The organism is Mesorhizobium sp. CO1-1-7 (assembly GCF_020164885.1).
In the GTDB taxonomy this organism is placed as follows: Bacteria; Pseudomonadota; Alphaproteobacteria; order Rhizobiales; family Rhizobiaceae; genus Mesorhizobium; species Mesorhizobium australicum.
On sequence record NZ_JAIUHA010000001.1, the window covers coordinates 223,345 to 240,086 of the forward strand.

The 16,742-nt window shown below is 63.2% G+C and carries 16 protein-coding genes, 1 tRNA gene and 1 pseudogene; 10 read left to right on the forward strand and 8 right to left on the reverse strand.

The genetic code is table 11. From position 1 onward, the window contains the following. Positions 1-63: 63 nt before the first annotated feature. Together LB516_RS01000 and LB516_RS01005 are read right to left on the reverse strand one after the other, a co-directional pair. Positions 64-504, reverse strand: a complete 441-nt coding sequence (locus LB516_RS01000; protein WP_224718752.1) for a serine O-acetyltransferase — start codon at positions 502-504, stop codon at positions 64-66. Between the two features lie 269 nt (positions 505-773). After that, positions 774-848: transfer RNA gene (locus LB516_RS01005), tRNA-Thr, on the reverse strand. Positions 849-1,008: 160 nt separating this feature from the next. Between LB516_RS01005 and LB516_RS01010 the strand changes: the two genes are divergently transcribed. The 9 genes from LB516_RS01010 (at position 1,009) to yacG (ending at position 6,603) form a co-directional block, all read left to right on the forward strand. After that, positions 1,009-1,185: a hypothetical protein gene (locus tag LB516_RS01010; RefSeq protein WP_015316270.1), complete on the forward strand. Its 177-nt coding sequence runs from the start codon at positions 1,009-1,011 to the stop codon at positions 1,183-1,185. Positions 1,186-1,315: 130 nt separating this feature from the next. Then, a complete protein-coding gene (murA, locus tag LB516_RS01015) occupies positions 1,316-2,608 on the forward strand; it encodes a UDP-N-acetylglucosamine 1-carboxyvinyltransferase (protein WP_015316269.1) in 1,293 nt (430 codons plus the stop codon). A gap of 168 nt (positions 2,609-2,776) precedes the next feature. Beyond that, the gene (locus LB516_RS01020; RefSeq protein WP_224718753.1) at positions 2,777-3,211 is read left to right on the forward strand and encodes a DUF2948 family protein; all 435 of its coding nucleotides are present in this window, start codon (positions 2,777-2,779) and stop codon (positions 3,209-3,211) included. 7 nt (positions 3,212-3,218) lie between these two features. Continuing rightward, positions 3,219-4,511, forward strand: a complete 1,293-nt coding sequence (gene hisD / locus LB516_RS01025; protein ID WP_224718754.1) for a histidinol dehydrogenase — start codon at positions 3,219-3,221, stop codon at positions 4,509-4,511. Between the two features lie 6 nt (positions 4,512-4,517). After that, positions 4,518-5,003 (forward strand): UPF0262 family protein, encoded by a 486-nt coding sequence (locus tag LB516_RS01030; protein WP_015316266.1) that lies wholly within the window; start codon positions 4,518-4,520, stop codon positions 5,001-5,003. Then, a complete protein-coding gene (locus LB516_RS01035) occupies positions 4,991-5,452 on the forward strand; it encodes a low molecular weight phosphatase family protein (protein ID WP_140614683.1) in 462 nt (153 codons plus the stop codon). The genes LB516_RS01030 and LB516_RS01035 overlap by 13 nt, the downstream gene beginning before the upstream one ends. Before the next feature lie 87 nt (positions 5,453-5,539). Next, a complete protein-coding gene (infA, locus tag LB516_RS01040; protein ID WP_006329283.1) occupies positions 5,540-5,758 on the forward strand; it encodes a translation initiation factor IF-1 in 219 nt (72 codons plus the stop codon). A gap of 24 nt (positions 5,759-5,782) precedes the next feature. Then, positions 5,783-6,409, forward strand: a complete 627-nt coding sequence (locus tag LB516_RS01045) for a Maf-like protein (protein WP_015316264.1) — start codon at positions 5,783-5,785, stop codon at positions 6,407-6,409. Further along, a complete protein-coding gene (gene yacG / locus LB516_RS01050) occupies positions 6,406-6,603 on the forward strand; it encodes a DNA gyrase inhibitor YacG (RefSeq protein ID WP_023772777.1) in 198 nt (65 codons plus the stop codon). Before LB516_RS01045 ends, yacG begins: the two co-directional genes overlap by 4 nt. Before the next feature lie 11 nt (positions 6,604-6,614). Here the strand turns inward: yacG and LB516_RS01055 are convergent, their stop codons facing one another. The 6 genes and pseudogenes from LB516_RS01055 to LB516_RS01080 form a co-directional block, all read right to left on the reverse strand. Beyond that, positions 6,615-7,985: an alpha-glucosidase/alpha-galactosidase gene (locus tag LB516_RS01055; RefSeq protein WP_224718755.1), complete on the reverse strand. Its 1,371-nt coding sequence runs from the start codon at positions 7,983-7,985 to the stop codon at positions 6,615-6,617. Positions 7,986-8,004: 19 nt separating this feature from the next. Further along, positions 8,005-9,672: an ABC transporter ATP-binding protein gene (locus tag LB516_RS01060; RefSeq protein WP_224718756.1), complete on the reverse strand. Its 1,668-nt coding sequence runs from the start codon at positions 9,670-9,672 to the stop codon at positions 8,005-8,007. A 10-nt stretch (positions 9,673-9,682) separates the two neighbouring features. Continuing rightward, complete coding sequence (locus LB516_RS01065; protein ID WP_015316260.1) at positions 9,683-10,819, reverse strand: ABC transporter permease; 1,137 nt, start codon at positions 10,817-10,819, stop codon at positions 9,683-9,685. Further along, complete coding sequence (locus LB516_RS01070; RefSeq protein ID WP_224642776.1) at positions 10,820-11,827, reverse strand: ABC transporter permease; 1,008 nt, start codon at positions 11,825-11,827, stop codon at positions 10,820-10,822. It lies immediately after the preceding gene. 134 nt (positions 11,828-11,961) lie between these two features. Further along, positions 11,962-14,043 carry an ABC transporter substrate-binding protein gene (locus LB516_RS01075; protein ID WP_224718757.1) on the reverse strand — a complete coding sequence of 694 codons (2,082 nt, stop codon included), beginning with the start codon at positions 14,041-14,043 and terminating at the stop codon, positions 11,962-11,964. Positions 14,044-14,146: 103 nt separating this feature from the next. Further along, positions 14,147-15,612: pseudogene (locus LB516_RS01080) on the reverse strand (alpha-glucosidase/alpha-galactosidase). 248 nt (positions 15,613-15,860) lie between these two features. Between LB516_RS01080 and LB516_RS01085 the strand changes: the two are divergent. Next, positions 15,861-16,736, forward strand: a complete 876-nt coding sequence (locus LB516_RS01085) for an AraC family transcriptional regulator (protein WP_140614689.1) — start codon at positions 15,861-15,863, stop codon at positions 16,734-16,736. Positions 16,737-16,742: the final 6 nt, after the last annotated feature.

Genomic DNA, 16,742 nt, shown 5'->3' on the forward strand with positions numbered 1-16,742 from the left:
GTGTCATGCCGAGCATGCGTTCGACCGATGAGGGCACGCCACCGGCAAGCGCCATAGGCCTGTTCACATTGCCGGCAGCCATCGATTGGTGATGAAATTGTGCTGCCGCGCCTTGTCGGTCGGCCTCGCGGGGACGCCGACCGCGGTGCTCCCCGCCGGAATATTCCTGGTGACAACGGCGCCCGCGCCGATAAGCGAGCGGCTGCCGATCGTGACCTCCTCTACGATGCACACGTTTGGGCCGATATAGACCTCGTCCCCTATCGACGCGGATTTGCCGAGCGTCGCCCCGATCGTCACATACTGGGATATGTTGCAGTTGTTGCCGATCGTTGCCGTATGATGGACCACGCACGGGCCGCCATGGCCTATGTAGAAGCCATGGCCGATGCTGGTCTCCACGGGGATTTGTATGCCGAATTTCCTCATCTTCAGCGAGAGGAAGAGACGGGCTATCCGGCACACGACGGAATTGTCCGACTGCGCGATCCGGTGCCAGACCATGTAGTTGAAGCCCCGATTCGGGAGGTACTGCCGGCACAAGTCACGATGTCGATGCTGCGCGTATAGCGATACAGATCGCTCTTGATGGCCTCGAATATCTGCATTATGGCCTCGGCACCCATGCCCGGAATGGGAACGGGCACTAGATCATCCCGGTAGCGCAAAGGAAACAAACGCCGTGGGCAATCCACGGATTCCAGCGCATGCCGTGACTTCATCGCCTGTCCGTGCCGGAAAGACGGTGTCACAGGCGTTGTTTGCAGGGTGTCTGGTGCTGCGAGAGAGGATTGAACTCTCGACCTCTCCCTTACCAAGGGAGTGCTCTACCACTGAGCTACCGCAGCCGCTGATGGCGGGGCTTCTGCCATATCGAACCGGCAAGCGCAAGGCCAAGAACAACGCTTCTGTGAATGGTTTTGCCGGATAGCTTTTATTGACATGGCGGCGCCACAATGTTGGCTATCGCTGAAAGCGGGTTGGCCGGGCGCCAGCCGTGGCGGGACAATGAACGACAAGACAAATCCACCGAAGAACAGCGGAACAACCCGCAAGAACCGGCTCGCCGAGCAGTTGCGGGCCAACCTGCAGAAGCGCAAGGCGCAGTCGCGCTCGCGCCGGACAGGCGAGGCCGACCAGCGGCCCGACGGGCTCGGCGCGGCCAAGGAAATGAAGAAAGATTAACTCAAATCGGCCACTCTCAGGCCGGGGTGGGCGAAATCCTATTTCTTGAACCAAATTGGTCAATGGTCTAGACGGGCCGATACTCAAACGATTGAACCGGCCCTTTTCTGGCCGAGAGGGACAGTCTCCAATGGATCGCATCAGAATTGTCGGCGGCAACAAGCTTGCCGGAAGCATTCCGATCTCGGGCGCGAAAAACGCCGCCCTGCCGCTGATGATCGCCTCGCTTCTGACCGACGACACGCTGACACTGGAAAACGTGCCGCATCTGGCCGATGTCGAGCAGTTGATCCGCATCCTCGGCAATCATGGCGTCGACTATTCGGTCAATGGCCGCCGTGAGAAGCAGAATGAGGGCTATTCGCGCACCATCAACTTCTCCGCCCGCAACATCGTCGACACGACGGCGCCTTACGAACTGGTGTCGAAAATGCGCGCCTCGTTCTGGGTGATCGGCCCGCTGCTGGCCCGCATGGGCGAGGCCAAGGTGTCGCTGCCCGGCGGCTGCGCCATCGGCACGCGCCCGGTTGATCTGTTCCTCGAAGGCCTGCAGGCGCTGGGCGCCGACATTGATGTCGATACCGGCTACGTCATCGCCAAGACCCGGAACGGCCGCCTTGTCGGCAACCGCTATGTCTTCCCGAAAGTCTCGGTCGGCGCCACCCATGTGCTGATGATGGCGGCGTCGCTGGCCAAGGGCGAGACGGTGCTTGAAAACGCCGCCTGCGAGCCGGAGATCGTCAATCTCGCCGAATGCCTGAACGCGATGGGCGCCAGGATTTCCGGCGCCGGCACGCCGACCATCACCATCGACGGCGTCGAAGCCCTGTCGGGCGCGCGCGTGCGTGTCATCCCCGACCGCATCGAGACCGGCACCTATGCCATGGCGGTGGCGATGACCGGCGGCGACGTCGTGCTGGAAGGCGCACGGCCGGAGCTGCTGCAGACGGCGCTCGACGTGATTTCCCAGACGGGTGCGGAGATCACCCAGACCAATTCCGGCATCCGCGTGAAGCGCAATGGCGCCGGCATTTCACCCGTCGACGTGACGACGGCCCCCTTCCCGGCCTTCCCGACCGATCTGCAGGCGCAGTTCATGGGCCTGATGACCATGGCCAAGGGCAAATCGCGCATCACCGAGACGATCTTCGAAAACCGCTTCATGCACGTCCAGGAACTGGCTCGGCTCGGCGCCCACATCACGCTCTCGGGGCAGACGGCGATCGTCGACGGCGTGGCGAAGCTGAAGGGCGCGCCAGTCATGGCGACCGACCTTCGCGCTTCCGTCTCGCTGGTCATCGCCGGCCTGGCGGCCGAAGGCGAAACCACGGTCAACCGTGTCTATCATCTCGACCGCGGTTTCGAGCGGCTGGAGGAAAAGCTGTCCAACTGCGGCGCGGTGATCGAACGTATTTCCGCCTGACGGTCGGACAGCAGCAGCTTCTGGCAAAGGGCGGCTCATAGCGCTGCCGCCCGTCTGCCCGCAGCGCAAACCCGAGGCAATGCCTCGGGCGGACGTCGTGGGGTGGTTGCACCGACCGGAAAGACCGCCTAACAGAGGCTGAAACCAACCTGTAGGTCGAAAATCCGGATGACCGCCCTCAAGCTTATCGCGCTCGACGACCAGGATCTGAGCATCGTCTCGGCCCATCTCCAGGACGCCGTGATGAAGGTCTCGGACCTCGAATTCCTGCCCAAGGCCAAACGCTTCGTCCTGACCATGAACCGTTTCGTGTGGGAGGCCAAATCCGGCCTGTTTCGCCAGCACAACGAACGACGGCAGACCGTGCTGCATTTCGACCGGGTGCTGGGCGCCAAGACCAACGGCATCGCCCGCGACAAGCCCGCCGAAATTCTTTCCTTGCTGGCGATCAGCTTTATCGAGATCAGCAAGCCCGCGGGCATCGTCGAACTGATCTTTTCGGGCGGCGGCACGATCATGCTCGATGTCGAATGCATCGAGGCCCGCCTTGCCGATATTGGCGGTGCGTGGGAAGCCACGTCGCGCCCCATCCACAGGGCTTGAGCATACGATGGCCATCACGCTTGCCCAGTCCGACACCGATTTCGAGCAGCGTTTCGCCGCGTTTCTCACGACCAAGCGCGAGGTGTCGGCCGACGTCGACGCCGTGGTGCGAGACATCATCGCGCGCGTGCGTGCCGAGGGCGATGCGGCACTGATCGACTACACGCGGAAATTCGGCGGAGGCGACCTCGCCAAGCTCGGCATTGCCGTCTCGGCGGAAGACATCGCCGGCGCCTATGCCGAGGCCGATCCGGCCACGGTCGAGGCGCTGAAATTCGCACGCGACCGCATCCGGTCCCATCACGAGCGGCAAAAGCCCCAGGACGAACGCTACACGGATCCCGTCGGCGTCGAGCTCGGCTCGCGTTGGACGGCGGTCGAAGCGGTCGGGCTCTATGTGCCGGGCGGCACGGCAAGCTATCCGAGCTCGGTGCTGATGAACGCCGTGCCGGCCAAGGTAGCCGGCGTCGAGCGCATCGTCATGGTCGTGCCGGCACCGCACGGCGTCGTCAACCCGCTGGTGCTGGTGGCGGCGGATATATCGGGCGTCTCCGAAATCTACCGCGTCGGCGGCGCGCAAGCGATCGCGGCACTTGCCTATGGTACGCAGACGATAAAGCCCGTCGCCAAGATCGTCGGTCCAGGCAATGCCTATGTCGCCGCAGCCAAGCGGCAGGTGTTCGGCACGGTCGGCATCGACATGATCGCCGGCCCTTCCGAAGTGCTCGTCGTGGCGGACAGCGACAACGATCCGGACTGGATCGCCGCCGATCTGCTCGCCCAGGCCGAACATGACGTGTCGGCGCAGTCGATCCTGATCACCGACGACCCAGCATTCGGCAAGGCGGTCGAACGGGCGGTCGAACGCCAGCTGCGGAGCCTGCCGCGCGCGGAAACGGCGGCCCAGAGCTGGCGCGATTTCGGCGCCGTCATCGTGGTTCCGACGGTCGAGGCCGCGCTGCCGCTGGTCGACCGCATCGCCGCCGAACATGTCGAGCTGGCCATCGAGGATGCCGAAGGCTTCCTGGCGAAGATGCGCAACGCGGGCGCGGTTTTTCTCGGCCGCCACACGCCCGAGGTCATCGGCGACTATGTCGGCGGCTCCAACCACGTGCTGCCGACGGCGCGCTCGGCGCGCTTCTCGTCCGGCCTGTCCGTGCTCGACTTCGTCAAGCGCACCTCGGTCCTCAAACTCGGACCGGAGCAGTTGCGCGTGCTGGCACCGGCGGCGATCGCACTCGCGCAGGCGGAAGGGCTTGACGCGCATGGCCGCTCTGTCGCCATACGGCTGAACATGTAGGCCAGTATGACGGGCTCCGGTCAAACCCGCGCAAAACTGATCGATGTCGAACTCGATGAGTCGATCGGCCGTTCGACGCCCGATGTCGAGCATGAGCGGGCGGTGGCGATCTTCGACCTGATCGAGGAGAATAGTTTTCAGCCTGTCAACGACAGCGGTGCGGGTCCCTACCGGCTGAAGCTGTCGCTGGCCGAGTCCCGCCTGGTCTTTGCCGTGGCACGCGAGGACGGCACCGCCGTCGTCACCCACATCCTGTCGCTGACGCCGCTCAGGCGCATCGTCAAGGATTACTACATGATCTGCGAGAGCTATTACGACGCCATCCGCTCCTCGACGCCGAGCCATATCGAGGCGATCGACATGGGCCGCCGTGGCCTGCACAATGAGGGCTCGCAGACGCTGATGGATCGGCTCTCCGGCAAGATCGACATCGACTTCGACACGGCGCGACGGCTGTTCACGCTGGTCTGCGTGCTGCACTGGCGGGGCTGATCCTGGCCCCCGGCGCCCTGCCCCGCTCGGTTCTGTTCCTGTGCGGCATGAATGCCGTGCGCTCGCCGATGGCCGAGCAGCTGGCGCGCCGGATGCTGCCCGCCACCGTCTTCGTCGCCTCGGCCGGCGTGCGCGCCGGCGAGCGCGACCCGTTCGTCGATGCCGTGCTTGCCGAGGACGGGCTGTCGCTTGGTGAGCGTCATCCAAGGACGCTGAACGATCTCGAGGACGACTATTTCGACCTGATCGTGACACTGGCGCCGGAGGCCCACCATGCCGCGCTCGAACTCACGCGCTCGCTTGCCGTCGAGGTGGAATACTGGCCGACGCCGGATCCGACCGATGCCGGCGGCACGCGCGAACACATCATGGCCAGCTATCGCGACGTGCGCGAGCGGCTGAAAGCCCGGATCTACAGCCGGTTCACCGTTCCGAGGCCTGGCGATTAAGCGTGTTCACAAGCGACAGATTATCATATAGGTTCCGCCGAAATTCCAGCCGGGGCGCTGGAACTGCCATCCAAGCAAAGGTATCGAATGCCGAAGGAAGAAGTCCTCGAGTTTCCGGGTATCGTCACGGAATTGTTGCCCAACGCGATGTTCAGGGTGAAGCTCGAAAACGAACACGAGATCATCGCCCATACCGCCGGCCGCATGCGCAAGAACCGCATCCGCGTGCTGACCGGCGACAAGGTTCTGGTCGAGATGACGCCATACGACCTGACCAAGGGCCGCATCACCTACCGCTTCAAGTAAGATCAAGACCCGGCCGGTAAAGCGATGAGCATTTTGCAAAAGCTGGTGCTTGCCTCGGGTTCGCCGCGCCGCATCGAACTCCTGCAGCAGGCCGGCATCGAGCCGGACCGCATCCTGCCAGCCGATATCGACGAAACGCCGCTGCGTGCCGAGCATCCGCGCTCGCTGGCCAAACGGCTGTCGAAGGAAAAGGCCGAGAAGGCGTTCGCGTCGCTGAAGTCCGAGACGGACCATGCGCCGAGCTTCGTGCTGGCGGCCGACACGGTGGTCGCCGTCGGGCGGCGCATCCTGCCCAAGGCCGAGACGCTGGATGACGCCGCCAACTGCCTCGGGCTGTTGTCCGGACGTTCGCACCGGGTCTATTCCGGCATCTGCCTGATCACGCCGGGCGGCAAACTGCGCCAGCGACTGGTCGAGACGCGGGTGCGTTTCAAGCGGCTGCCGCGCGAGGAGATCGACGCCTATGTCGCGTCCGGCGAATGGCGCGGAAAGGCCGGCGGCTATGCCGTGCAAGGATTGGCCGGCGCCTTCGTCGTCAAGCTCGTCGGCTCCTACACCAACATTGTCGGCCTGCCGCTCTACGAGACGGTGGCGCTGCTGTCGGGCGAAGGTTTCAAGACGCATCAAAACTGGTTGTCTGCGCGACCATGAGCCTCGACGACAAGGTCACGCCCCTGCGGCCCAAGCGCCCGTGCCCGGAATGCGGCAAGCCATCGGCGCGCGAGACCTATCCATTCTGCTCGACGCGCTGCAAGGACATCGACCTCAACCGCTGGCTGAAGGGTGCCTATGTCATCTCGGCCCGCGACGACGAGGAAGAACCGGACGCCGACGAGCCGAAGTAGACGAGCGCCGGTCAGGCGGCTTCGTTCTTGCGTTTGACGCGCGCCCAGGCCGGCAGCCAGTCGCCATGTGCGGCCAGGAGATCGTCGACCAGTGACCAGATCTGGTCGAGATCGAGTTCGGCCGCGGTGTGCGGATCCATCATCGCCGCGTGATAGATGTGTTCGCGGTTTTCGCTCATCAGCGCCCGCACCGTCAGTTCCTGCACGTTGATGTTGGTGCGGATCAGCGCCGTCAATTGCGGCGGCAGGTCGCCTATATAGGTCGGCTGGATGCCGGACGCATCGACCAGGCACGGCGCCTCGGCGGCGCAATCACGCGGCAGCGAGGTGATGCAGCCATTGTTGCGCACATTGCCGTAGATCACCGACGGTTCGCCGGTCCAGACCGAATTCATGATCGAGGAGGCATATTCCTTGGACTCCTCGACCTCGATGCGCTGGGCCGAGCGGTAGGCCTGCGCCTGGTCCTTCCAACGCTCGATCTGCTCGACGCAGCGCTTGGGGTATTCATCGAGCGGAATGCCGTATTTCTCGATCAAATCGGGGCGGCCGTCCTTGATGAAATAGGGCGTGTATTCGGCGAAATGCTCCGAGCTCTCGGTGACGAAATAGCCCAGCCGCGTCAGCATCTCATAGCGCACCTTGTTCGGACAGCGCGGATTCCAGCCGGGTTTCGGCGCGCGGCCTTCGCGATAGGCCCGCACGAGATCGGGATAGAGGTCGCGATAGGATCCGTCCGGCTGGCGATGCTCGAACTGCAGGTAGAAGGCCATGTGGTTGATGCCGGCCGAGCGGTAGCGGATCTCGTCATAGGGAAGGTCGAGATCGTGTGCCAGCTCCATCGCCGTCCCTTGCACCGAATGGCACAGCCCGACCTGCCTGATCTCGGGATATTTCTCCGAGATCGCCCAGGTGTTGATCGCCATCGGGTTGACATATTGCAGCATGATGGCCCGCGGGCAGACGGCAAGCATGTCCTCGCAGATCTTCCACAGATGCGGCACGGTCCTGAGGCCGCGCATGATGCCGCCGACGCCGAGCGTGTCGGCGATGGTCTGGCGCAGGCCATATGTCTTCGGCACCTCGAAATCCGTGACGGTGCAGGGCTCATAGCCGCCGATCTGGAAGGCGACGACGACGAAATCGGCGTCCGCCAGCGCCTTGCGCTGGTCCGTGTAGGTCTCGGCCATCGCCTTGACGCCGAGTGTGGCGATCAGTTTGTTGACGACGACGGCGCTTTCTTCCAGCCGCTGCGGATTGATGTCCATCAGCGCGATCGTGGCGCCCGAAAGTGCCGGGCGCTGCAGCACGTCGCCGACGATGTTCTTCATGAACACCGTCGAGCCGGCGCCGATGAAAGTGATCCTGGGATGTCTTGCCACGTTAACCTCCGGCATCTGTTCAGGCCACGTCGAAAGCGGCCCTGACGAGCCGTTCGGTGTAGGCGGTCTTGGGATTGGTGAGGACCTGGTCGACGGGTCCCTGCTCGACGATCTTGCCGTGCTGCATGACGATGACGCGGTGGCACAGCGCGCGCACCACCTTGAGGTCGTGCGAGATGAAGAGATAGCTCAGGCCGCGCTCGTCCTGCAGCTTGCGTAGCAGGTCGATGATCTGCGCCTGGACGGAGAGATCCAGCGCCGATGTCGGCTCGTCGAGCAGGATGAATTCGGGTTCGAGCGCGATGGCCCGGGCGATGGCGATGCGCTGCCGCTGGCCGCCGGAAAATTCATGCGGAAACCGCGACAGGATATCGCCCGGCATGCCCGCGCTGACCAGCGCCTCGCGCACCCGCTCGACCCGCTCGCGGCGCGTTGCGCCGATGCCGTTGACGACCAGCCCTTCCTCGATGATCTGGCCGATCGTCATGCGTGGGTTAAGCGAGGAGAACGGGTCCTGGAAGACGATCTGCATGCGCGACCGCAGCGGCCGCATCTGCGTTCGCGACAGGCCATGGATCGGCTGGCCATCGAAGCGGATCTCACCGCGTTTCGCTTCGGTCAGCCGGAGCAGCGCCTGGCCGAACGTGGTCTTGCCGGAGCCGGATTCGCCGACCAGCCCAAGCGTCTCATGGCGGCAAAGCTTGAGGTCGAGGTCGTCGACCGCGACCAGTTCACGCCAGTCCGGCTTCAAGAACGTGCCGTGGCGCAGCATGAAGCAGACGCGCACGCCATTCGCTTCGAGGATGGTGCCACAGCCCTCGGGCAACGGTTGCGGCCGTCCTCTTGGTTCGGAAGCAAGCAATCGCCTGGTGTAGGGATGCCGCGGATCGGCGAACAAGCGTTCAGTGACGTTGTGCTCGCACATTTCGCCATGCTGCATCACATAGACGTAGTCGGAAAACTTGCGCACCACGGTGAGGTCGTGGGTGATCAGGATCACCGCCATCCGCAGCTCTTTCTGCAGATTCCGGATCAGGTTGAGGATCTGCGCCTGCACCGTGACGTCGAGCGCGGTCGTCGGCTCATCGGCGATCAGCACGTCCGGATCGTTGGCGAGCGCCATGGCGATCATCACGCGCTGCCGTTGCCCACCCGAGAGCTGGTGCGGATATTGCTTGAGCCGCGCCTCGGGCTCGGGAATCTGCACATGCCGCAGCAGTTCGAGAGCGCGCGCCCAGGCTTGTTTGCGGCTCACCTTGCGATGCACCCGGATCGCTTCGACGATCTGGCTGCCGACCGTGTAAATCGGGTTGAGCGAGCTCATCGGCTCCTGGAAGATCATCGAGATGCGGTTGCCGCGCAGCTTGCGCCGGGCGCTCTCGGGGAATTTCAGAATGTCCTGTCCGTCATAACAGACGCTCGATTTCGGTGACACCGTTGCGCGGCGCGACAGCAGGCCCATGACGGTGCGCGCCGTCACCGACTTGCCGGAACCGGATTCGCCGACGATCGCGATCGTCTCGCCGCGATAGAGCTGGAACGAGATGTCCTTGACCGCCTCGACGGTACCGTGCTCGACCTTGAAGGCGACCTCGATGTTGCGGGCGTCGATGACGGGCTCTCCCTGGCGCCCATCATGATCGAGGCGAAAGGCTGGTGCGAAGGGCTCGGCGAGTACGACGGTCATTCCTGTCCCCTCAATACGGATCGACGGCATCGCGCAGGCCGTCGCCGAGCGCGTTGAAGGCGAAGACGGTGACCAGCACGAAACCGACCGGCGACAGGATCCAGGGATAGGTACCGATGACGGAATAGGTCGCGGTGTCCTGAAGCATCAGCCCCCAGGAGATCAGGGGCGGCTTGACGGCAAAACCGAGGAAACCGAGGAAGGATTCGAGCAGCACAACCGTCGGGATGGCCAGCGTCACGGCGACGATCACGTGGCTCATCACATTGGGGAAGATGTGCTGCAGGATGATGCGCCGGTCGGTGGAGCCGACCGCCATGGCGGCGCGCACATATTCGATGCGCGCCAGCGCCAGTGTCTTGCCGCGCACCTCGCGCGACATCTGCGCCCAGCCCAACGCCGACATGACGATGATGACAAAGCCGAGGAACACATTGGTCGGCGCGGTGACAGGGATCAGCGTCGTCAGCGCCAGATAGAGCGGCAGTTGTGGGAAGGCGAGCACCAGTTCGACGAAGCGCTGCATCCAGACGTCGAACCGGCCGCCGAAATAGCCCGACACCATGCCGACAGTGGTACCGATGACCGTGATGATGAAGACCACCGTCAGCGCGATCATCAGCGAGACACGCGAACCATGGATGGCGCGCGACAGCACGTCCCGGCCGAATTTGTCGGTGCCGAGGAAATGCACCGGCTGGCCGTCCGTCGAGGCGAACAAGTGCCGGTTCGCCGGGATCAGCCCGAAGAGCTTGTAGGGCGCGCCCTCGACGAAGAAGCCAAGCAGCCTCGGGTGGTCGTAGTCGGGGCCGACGATGGGCTGGAAGGTGACCGGATCGAGATCGGCCGAATCGGCCAGCGCATAGACCCTAGGCCGCGCGACGAAATTACCATCCTTGTCGTGGAAGGACGGCAGCTGCGGCGGGGCGAAGCCGACATCGGTCGCCTTCGGATCCATCGGGGCCAGGAATTCGGCGAACACGGCCATCACCAGCAGTAGCACGACCAGCCAAAGCCCAGCCATCCCGGTCCAGGAGCGCTTCAGCCGGCGCCAGACAAGCGCCATGTAGCTCTCATTGCCGCGTGCGGGCGCTACTGTGGCTCGCTCGGCCGGCAGTGGCGGTGGTGAAGGCTCTCGCGCCAGCATCTAGCCCTCCCCGAACTGGCGCACGCGCGGATCGAGCAGGACGAGCAGCATGTCGGCGATGATGTTGCCGACGATCAGCGTCGCCGACAGCACCATCATGAAGGTGGCTGTGACATAGACGTCGCCGACCGCCATCGAACCGACGATCGCCGGGCCGACGGTCGGCAGCGCGAAGATGATCGCCGTCTCGATCTCGCCCGTCAGCATGTATGGCAGCACCACGCCCTGGTACATGACGAGCGGATGCAAGGCATTGGGCACGGCGTGGCGCATGACGACGGCACTGCCGGTCAGGCCCTTGGCTCTCGCCGTCTCGACATATTGCGCGTTGAGCGTGTCGAGCAGATTGCCGCGCATGACGCGCATATTGTAGGCGAGGCCGCCGAAGGTGGCGATCGCCACCACCGGCCAGACATGCTTGACCAGGTCGACGAATTTGGCCCACGACCATGGCGCGCCGCCATATTGCGGCGAGAAGAATGAGCCGATTTCCGACACGTTGAACTGGAAGACCAGGAGATAGACGATGATCAGCGCCATCAGGAAGCGCGGCACCGTCATGCCGAGGAAGGCGATGGCCGACAGCGTGGAATCGATCCAGGTGTATTGCCGGGTCGCGGCCCATATGCCGAAAGTGATGCCGAGCACCGAGGCGAGCAGATGGCAGACCAGCGCGAGCAGCAGCGTGCGCGGCAGGCGCTCGCCGACGACCTCGGCCACCGGCTTGTTGTAATAGAGGCTGTAGCCGAAATCGCCGCGGGTGACGACGCCGCCGATCCAGTTGAGATACTGGACGGGCAGCGGCTTATCGAGGCCGTGTTCGACGCGATAGGCCTGGGCCTGTGCGTCGGCCTCCGCGAAGGAGGCTCCGCCCTGGTTGATCAGCTGCGAGCGGATGTAATCGGCATAATCGCCAGGCGGCGCCTGGATGATGGCAAAGGTGACGAGACTCAAAATAGCGAGAACCGGGATTGCCGACGCTATGCGCATGAGCAGGAATCGCAGCATGGACGGTCCGCTTCCTCATCTCGCCGGACGCTTCCCTGGAGGGGCGTTCGGAGGGTTGGTTTGTCCCGGCCGCGCCATCGACGCGGCCGGGTGTCTCTCAGTCAGGGAGGGTAAACTTGCATCGGCCCTTAAACTTACATCGGGCCCTTGTCTCCAGGCTTGCCGGGAAGCTCTTCGGGGAACAATTCGTATTTCGCCTGTTTGTCGGCCGCGACGAAGACCCGTTCGCGGATGATCGAATCCTCGGCCCAGTTGAACATGAAGATCGGCGTGCCCTGCGGGATGTTGGAGAAGCGCTTGTTGACGATCAAGGCGCCGGGATATTCCGTCAGGCCGACATTGTAGACGTGCTCGGTCGAGATCTTCTGGAAGTCCCGCATCAGACTGGCGCGCTGGTTGTTATCCGCCGACGAGACGAACTTGTTGACGATGTCGACGAGGTCCTTCTCGAAAGGCATCAGGTCGACCTCGCCGCTTTCCGGCGCGCGGTGATCCCAGCTGGTCTTGGGGCCGACCGGAGCGAGTTGCACGGTGTTCTGCACCACGGAGGTCAGCTCCTGCTCATTGCGCCGGATCAGCCAGTCGAAGCGGCCTGAATATTGCGTTGCATCGCGCTGGGTGCCGTTAAGCCCGTTGAGCACGATCCGGAGGCCAAGCTTCTCCATCTGCGCGACCACGCCTTCGGCGAGGCTCTTGTCGGTCGTGTAGTCGTTGTTGACCAGCATCACGATTTCGACGTTCTTGCCGCCGGCGGTCGCGGCCGGAAAGTTGACGATGCCGTCGCCGTCTGTGTCCTTCAGACCGGCCTTGGCGAGTTCGGCCTTGGCACCCTCGAGGTCGAAAGGATAGTAGACGGTGGACTTGCGGTCATAAAAGCTGGTGCCCGAGGAAAGGCCGCCTGGATAGATGGCGGTGAACGGCCCCTTGACGAGGGAATCGCCCAGCGCCTTGCGATCAAGCGCCATGGTGACGGCCTTGCGGAAATCCTCGTTGCGGTTCAGTTCGCGGATCGCCTGGCCGCGCTCGTCCGGGTTGCCCCAGCCATTGGCGGAGAAGTTCAGGCGCAGATTGTAGCCGATCAGCCGCGGGCCGAAGGCAAGGCGCGCCGGCGCGTTCGCCTCCGCCGCGCGCTTCAGCGAGGCGACGAAGTTTTCCGGCTGCTCGAGGTTGGAGAAGTCGCCGGCGCCGGCGACCGCCTGAACGTCGCGGTCGGCCCAGGTCGACAGTTTGTAATGCAGCTCGTTGAGATAGGGCAGCTGGTTGCCCTTCTCGTCCACCTTCCAATAGTAGGGATTGCGGCGCATGACGATGATGTCGTCGGCCCGATATTCGACCGGCACCCAGGCGCCCATGACAGGCATGTTCATATATTCCGGCGGGAAGGCGTTCTTGAACTGGTCGTAGGTGTTCTTCGAATATTTCGGGTGCTGCGGCTTCAAGATATGCGCGGGACCGGGGCAGAAGGTGCCATAGGCCATTGCGTAGAGGTGCTGTTTCGGGAAGGCGTCCTTGAAGGTCCACTCGACGGTGTAGTCGTCGATCTTCTTCAGCGTCGTGCCGACGCCGAAGGTTTCCTGGGTGGCGCCATTGAGCGGCGAGACGTTGGGATCCATGACCTCGTCGTCCCAGTAGAACATGACGTCGTCGGCGTTGAATGGCACGCCGTCCGACCATTTGGCGCCTTCGACGAGATGCATGGTCAGCTTGTGGCCATCGGCTGACCAATCCCAGCTTTTGGCGAGATTGGGCAGCGGCTCGGTGTCCTTCGCCTCGACCTGGAACAGCGGCGCGGTGCGCGTCAGGCACTCGGAAAGGCCGATGTCGATGCCGCCCCACCCTTGGGTCTGGCCGGCGCCGTAGTTCCAGCCTTCGGGCCGGCCGCCGATGACATGGCGCATCGTATCGCCGTAGACGCCGACACCGTCCGGCATGTTGGCGGTCTTGAAGACAAGCGGCTCCTTCGGCAGCCGATCTTTCACCGGCGGCAGCTTGCCGGCCTTGACGTATTTCTCCGTGACCCAATCGGGCTCGTGATAGTCGGGCAGCGCCTTGAACTCCAGGATGGAGTCGCGCGGCACGTACTTGATCTTGCCCTCGGCCGGAAACGTCGCCGGAACCGGTGGGACGGTCGGCTCGGAAGCGAAAGCGTTGAGCGCCGGAACGGAGACGCTCAGCGCCAGTCCGGCGGCAATGCCAATGCTGCGTAGGTTCCTCATTGTCTCCTCCCTCGTATTCAGACGTTTGCTGCTGCTCGTATTTGGCCTGGACGGCAGGCTGCGGTGGATCCGCCTCCCGTGGATCCGCCGCCGCGCCCGGTTCTCAGACGGCCTGTTTCAGCGCGGCCTTTCGGCGCGCAGTTCCTCGATCGAGCGCACGCTTCGCCGCGCGGCACCGGCCCATTCCCGCGTCTTGACCGTGGATTTCGACAGCCTCTCCTTGGCTGCCGGAACCGCATGGGCATATTGCGGCAGCCATTGCGCCTGGGCGACGACCATTTCGTCGACCATCTGCCAGACCTCCTCCGGCGTCGACACCGCGCCGACCAGCGGATCATGCAGCACGGCAAGCTTCAGAAGATCGATGTCGCCAGATATGGCCGCGTGGACCGATATGCGCTGGACGTTGATCGAAGCCATGCAAGTAGCGGCACAGGCTTCCGGCAACGTGATGCCGGCGGCCATGTTGATGCCGAAACGATCGACGAAACCGGGTGACTCGATGATGGCGTCCCGTGGCAGATTGGTGATCACGCCGTCATTCCTGACGTTGAAGTGGCCACGATAGACGCGGTTGGTTTCCAGCGCCTCCAATATGTGGCTCGCATGCTCATTCGAGCGCCTTGATGCGTCGATCGGTTTCGACGCCGCTTCGAGGAATTGCGGATATTCGGTCTCGAACCAGTTGCGGGTTTCCGTGGAATAGCGGAGGTAGCCGCCGGTCTCGCCATGGATCCAGTCGGACATGTCGATCCAGCGCGTGATCTCGTCGGGGCGCTTGCGGTACCAAGGCAGATATTCGGAGAGATGGCCGTTGCTTTCGGTCGAATAGACGCCGAAGCGCTTGAGCACATCGATGCGCAGCTTTTCCTGCTGGGAATAGACCGGATGTGCCTCGAAGGCGGCAATTAGCTCATCCCTATCAATCTTGCGGCCGTTCAGCCGCAAATCGATGAACCAGGTCTGGTGGTTGATGCCGGAACAGACATAGTCGAGTTCCCGCGGCGATTTCGCGCCCAGCACCTCGGCGATCTGTTCGGCTCCGTGCTGGACGCCATGGCAGAGACCGACCGTGTCGACCTTGCCGTATTCGATCGCCGCCCAGGTGTTCATCGCCATCGGGTTGGCATAGTTGAGGAATTTGGCGTTGGTATCGGCGACTTCGCGGATGTCCTTGCAGAAATCCAGGATCACCGGAATGTTGCGCTGACCGTAGAGAATACCGCCGGCGCAGATCGTGTCGCCGACGCATTGGTCGATGCCGTATCTCAAGGGAATGCGGATATCATCGGCATAAGCTTCGAGGCCGCCGACCCGCACGCAGCTTATGATGTAGCGCGCGCCCTCGAGCGCCTTGCGGCGGTCGGTCGTCGCGGTCACCCTCGTTGGCAGATTGTTCGCCTCGACGATCCTGTCGAGGATCGCCTTGATCATCGCGAGATTGTGCTCGCTGATGTCGGTCAGCGCGAATTCGATGTCCTTGAATTCCGGCACGCACAATATGTCGGTGAACAGCTTCTTCGTGAAACCGACGCTGCCGGCGCCGATAATAGCGATTTTGAAACTCATCACCTTCACCTCGGTCCAATCGAATGCTAGGCAAGGAGCAGCAAGGGAAGAAAGATGGCCACACGCCTTTGGGCGCATGCCATTCAAGCCGGAATCCGGCTTTTCTCTCCTCCCGCCCGCTCCTCGTTCGCAGGCTATTCGCGTTCTTCGAGGCGCGATTATGCGCTTATTCGCGGGCGCGGCCAGAGAAGGATTATGCTTTCAGGGGTAATTTTGTGCTGCGGGATTTAATCGCCAACGGAGAGTCAATGCGGACCGTCTCGCTGCCGCGCGGCCGCCAGCGCCTGCATGCCATGCCGACGAGCACGGGCTATGAGGTGCGCGAGGACGTGACCTATGACTGGGACGGGCGAAAGCGCGGTCAGACACCGTTCACCGTCCTGCAGCATACGATCGGCGGTACCGGCCGGTTGCGCTACGAAAACCGCGATTACCGCCTGCAGACGAACGACACGCTGCTGGTGCTGGTGCCGCACAACCACCGCTACTGGCTGGCCAGGGGCGAGCGCTGGGAATATTTCTGGATCTCGATGAACGGCGAGGAGGCGTTGCGCGTCCACAAGTCGATCCTCGACGTGTCGGGACCGGTCTTTCGGCTGCAGCCGGCGACGATCGATCATCTTGCCGATTGCAGTCTGCGTCTTATCAAAGGGGCCGCTTCTCCAGGCGCTGCTTCGGCGATCGCCTACGAGGCGGCGATGGCGCTCTACGACGATGTGTTCGGCTCGCACGCCTTTGCCGAAAAACAGAGTGCCATGCAGCCGGTCATCGATCATATCAACGCCAATCTCGACAAAGCCCTGCCGGTGGCGGACCTTGTCCAGATCAGCGGACTGAGCCGGGCTCATTTCTCACGCTGCTTCGCCGAGAGCGAAGGCCTGCCGCCCGCCGAGTTCGTGCTGCAGCAGCGGCTGCAGCGGGCGGCGAAATTGCTGACCAAGGCCGATTTCCTGCCGGTGAAGGAAGTGGCCATCCTGTGCGGGTTCGAGGATGCGAATTATTTTTCGAAGGTCTTTCGCCGCCTCTACGGCACGACGCCCAGCCAGTTCCGCACCACCGGCATGTATGCCAGCTTGCGAACGCCGGCCAGGCGCGGCGCCAAGGTGTCGGACGACGAGACCTGACGCCGC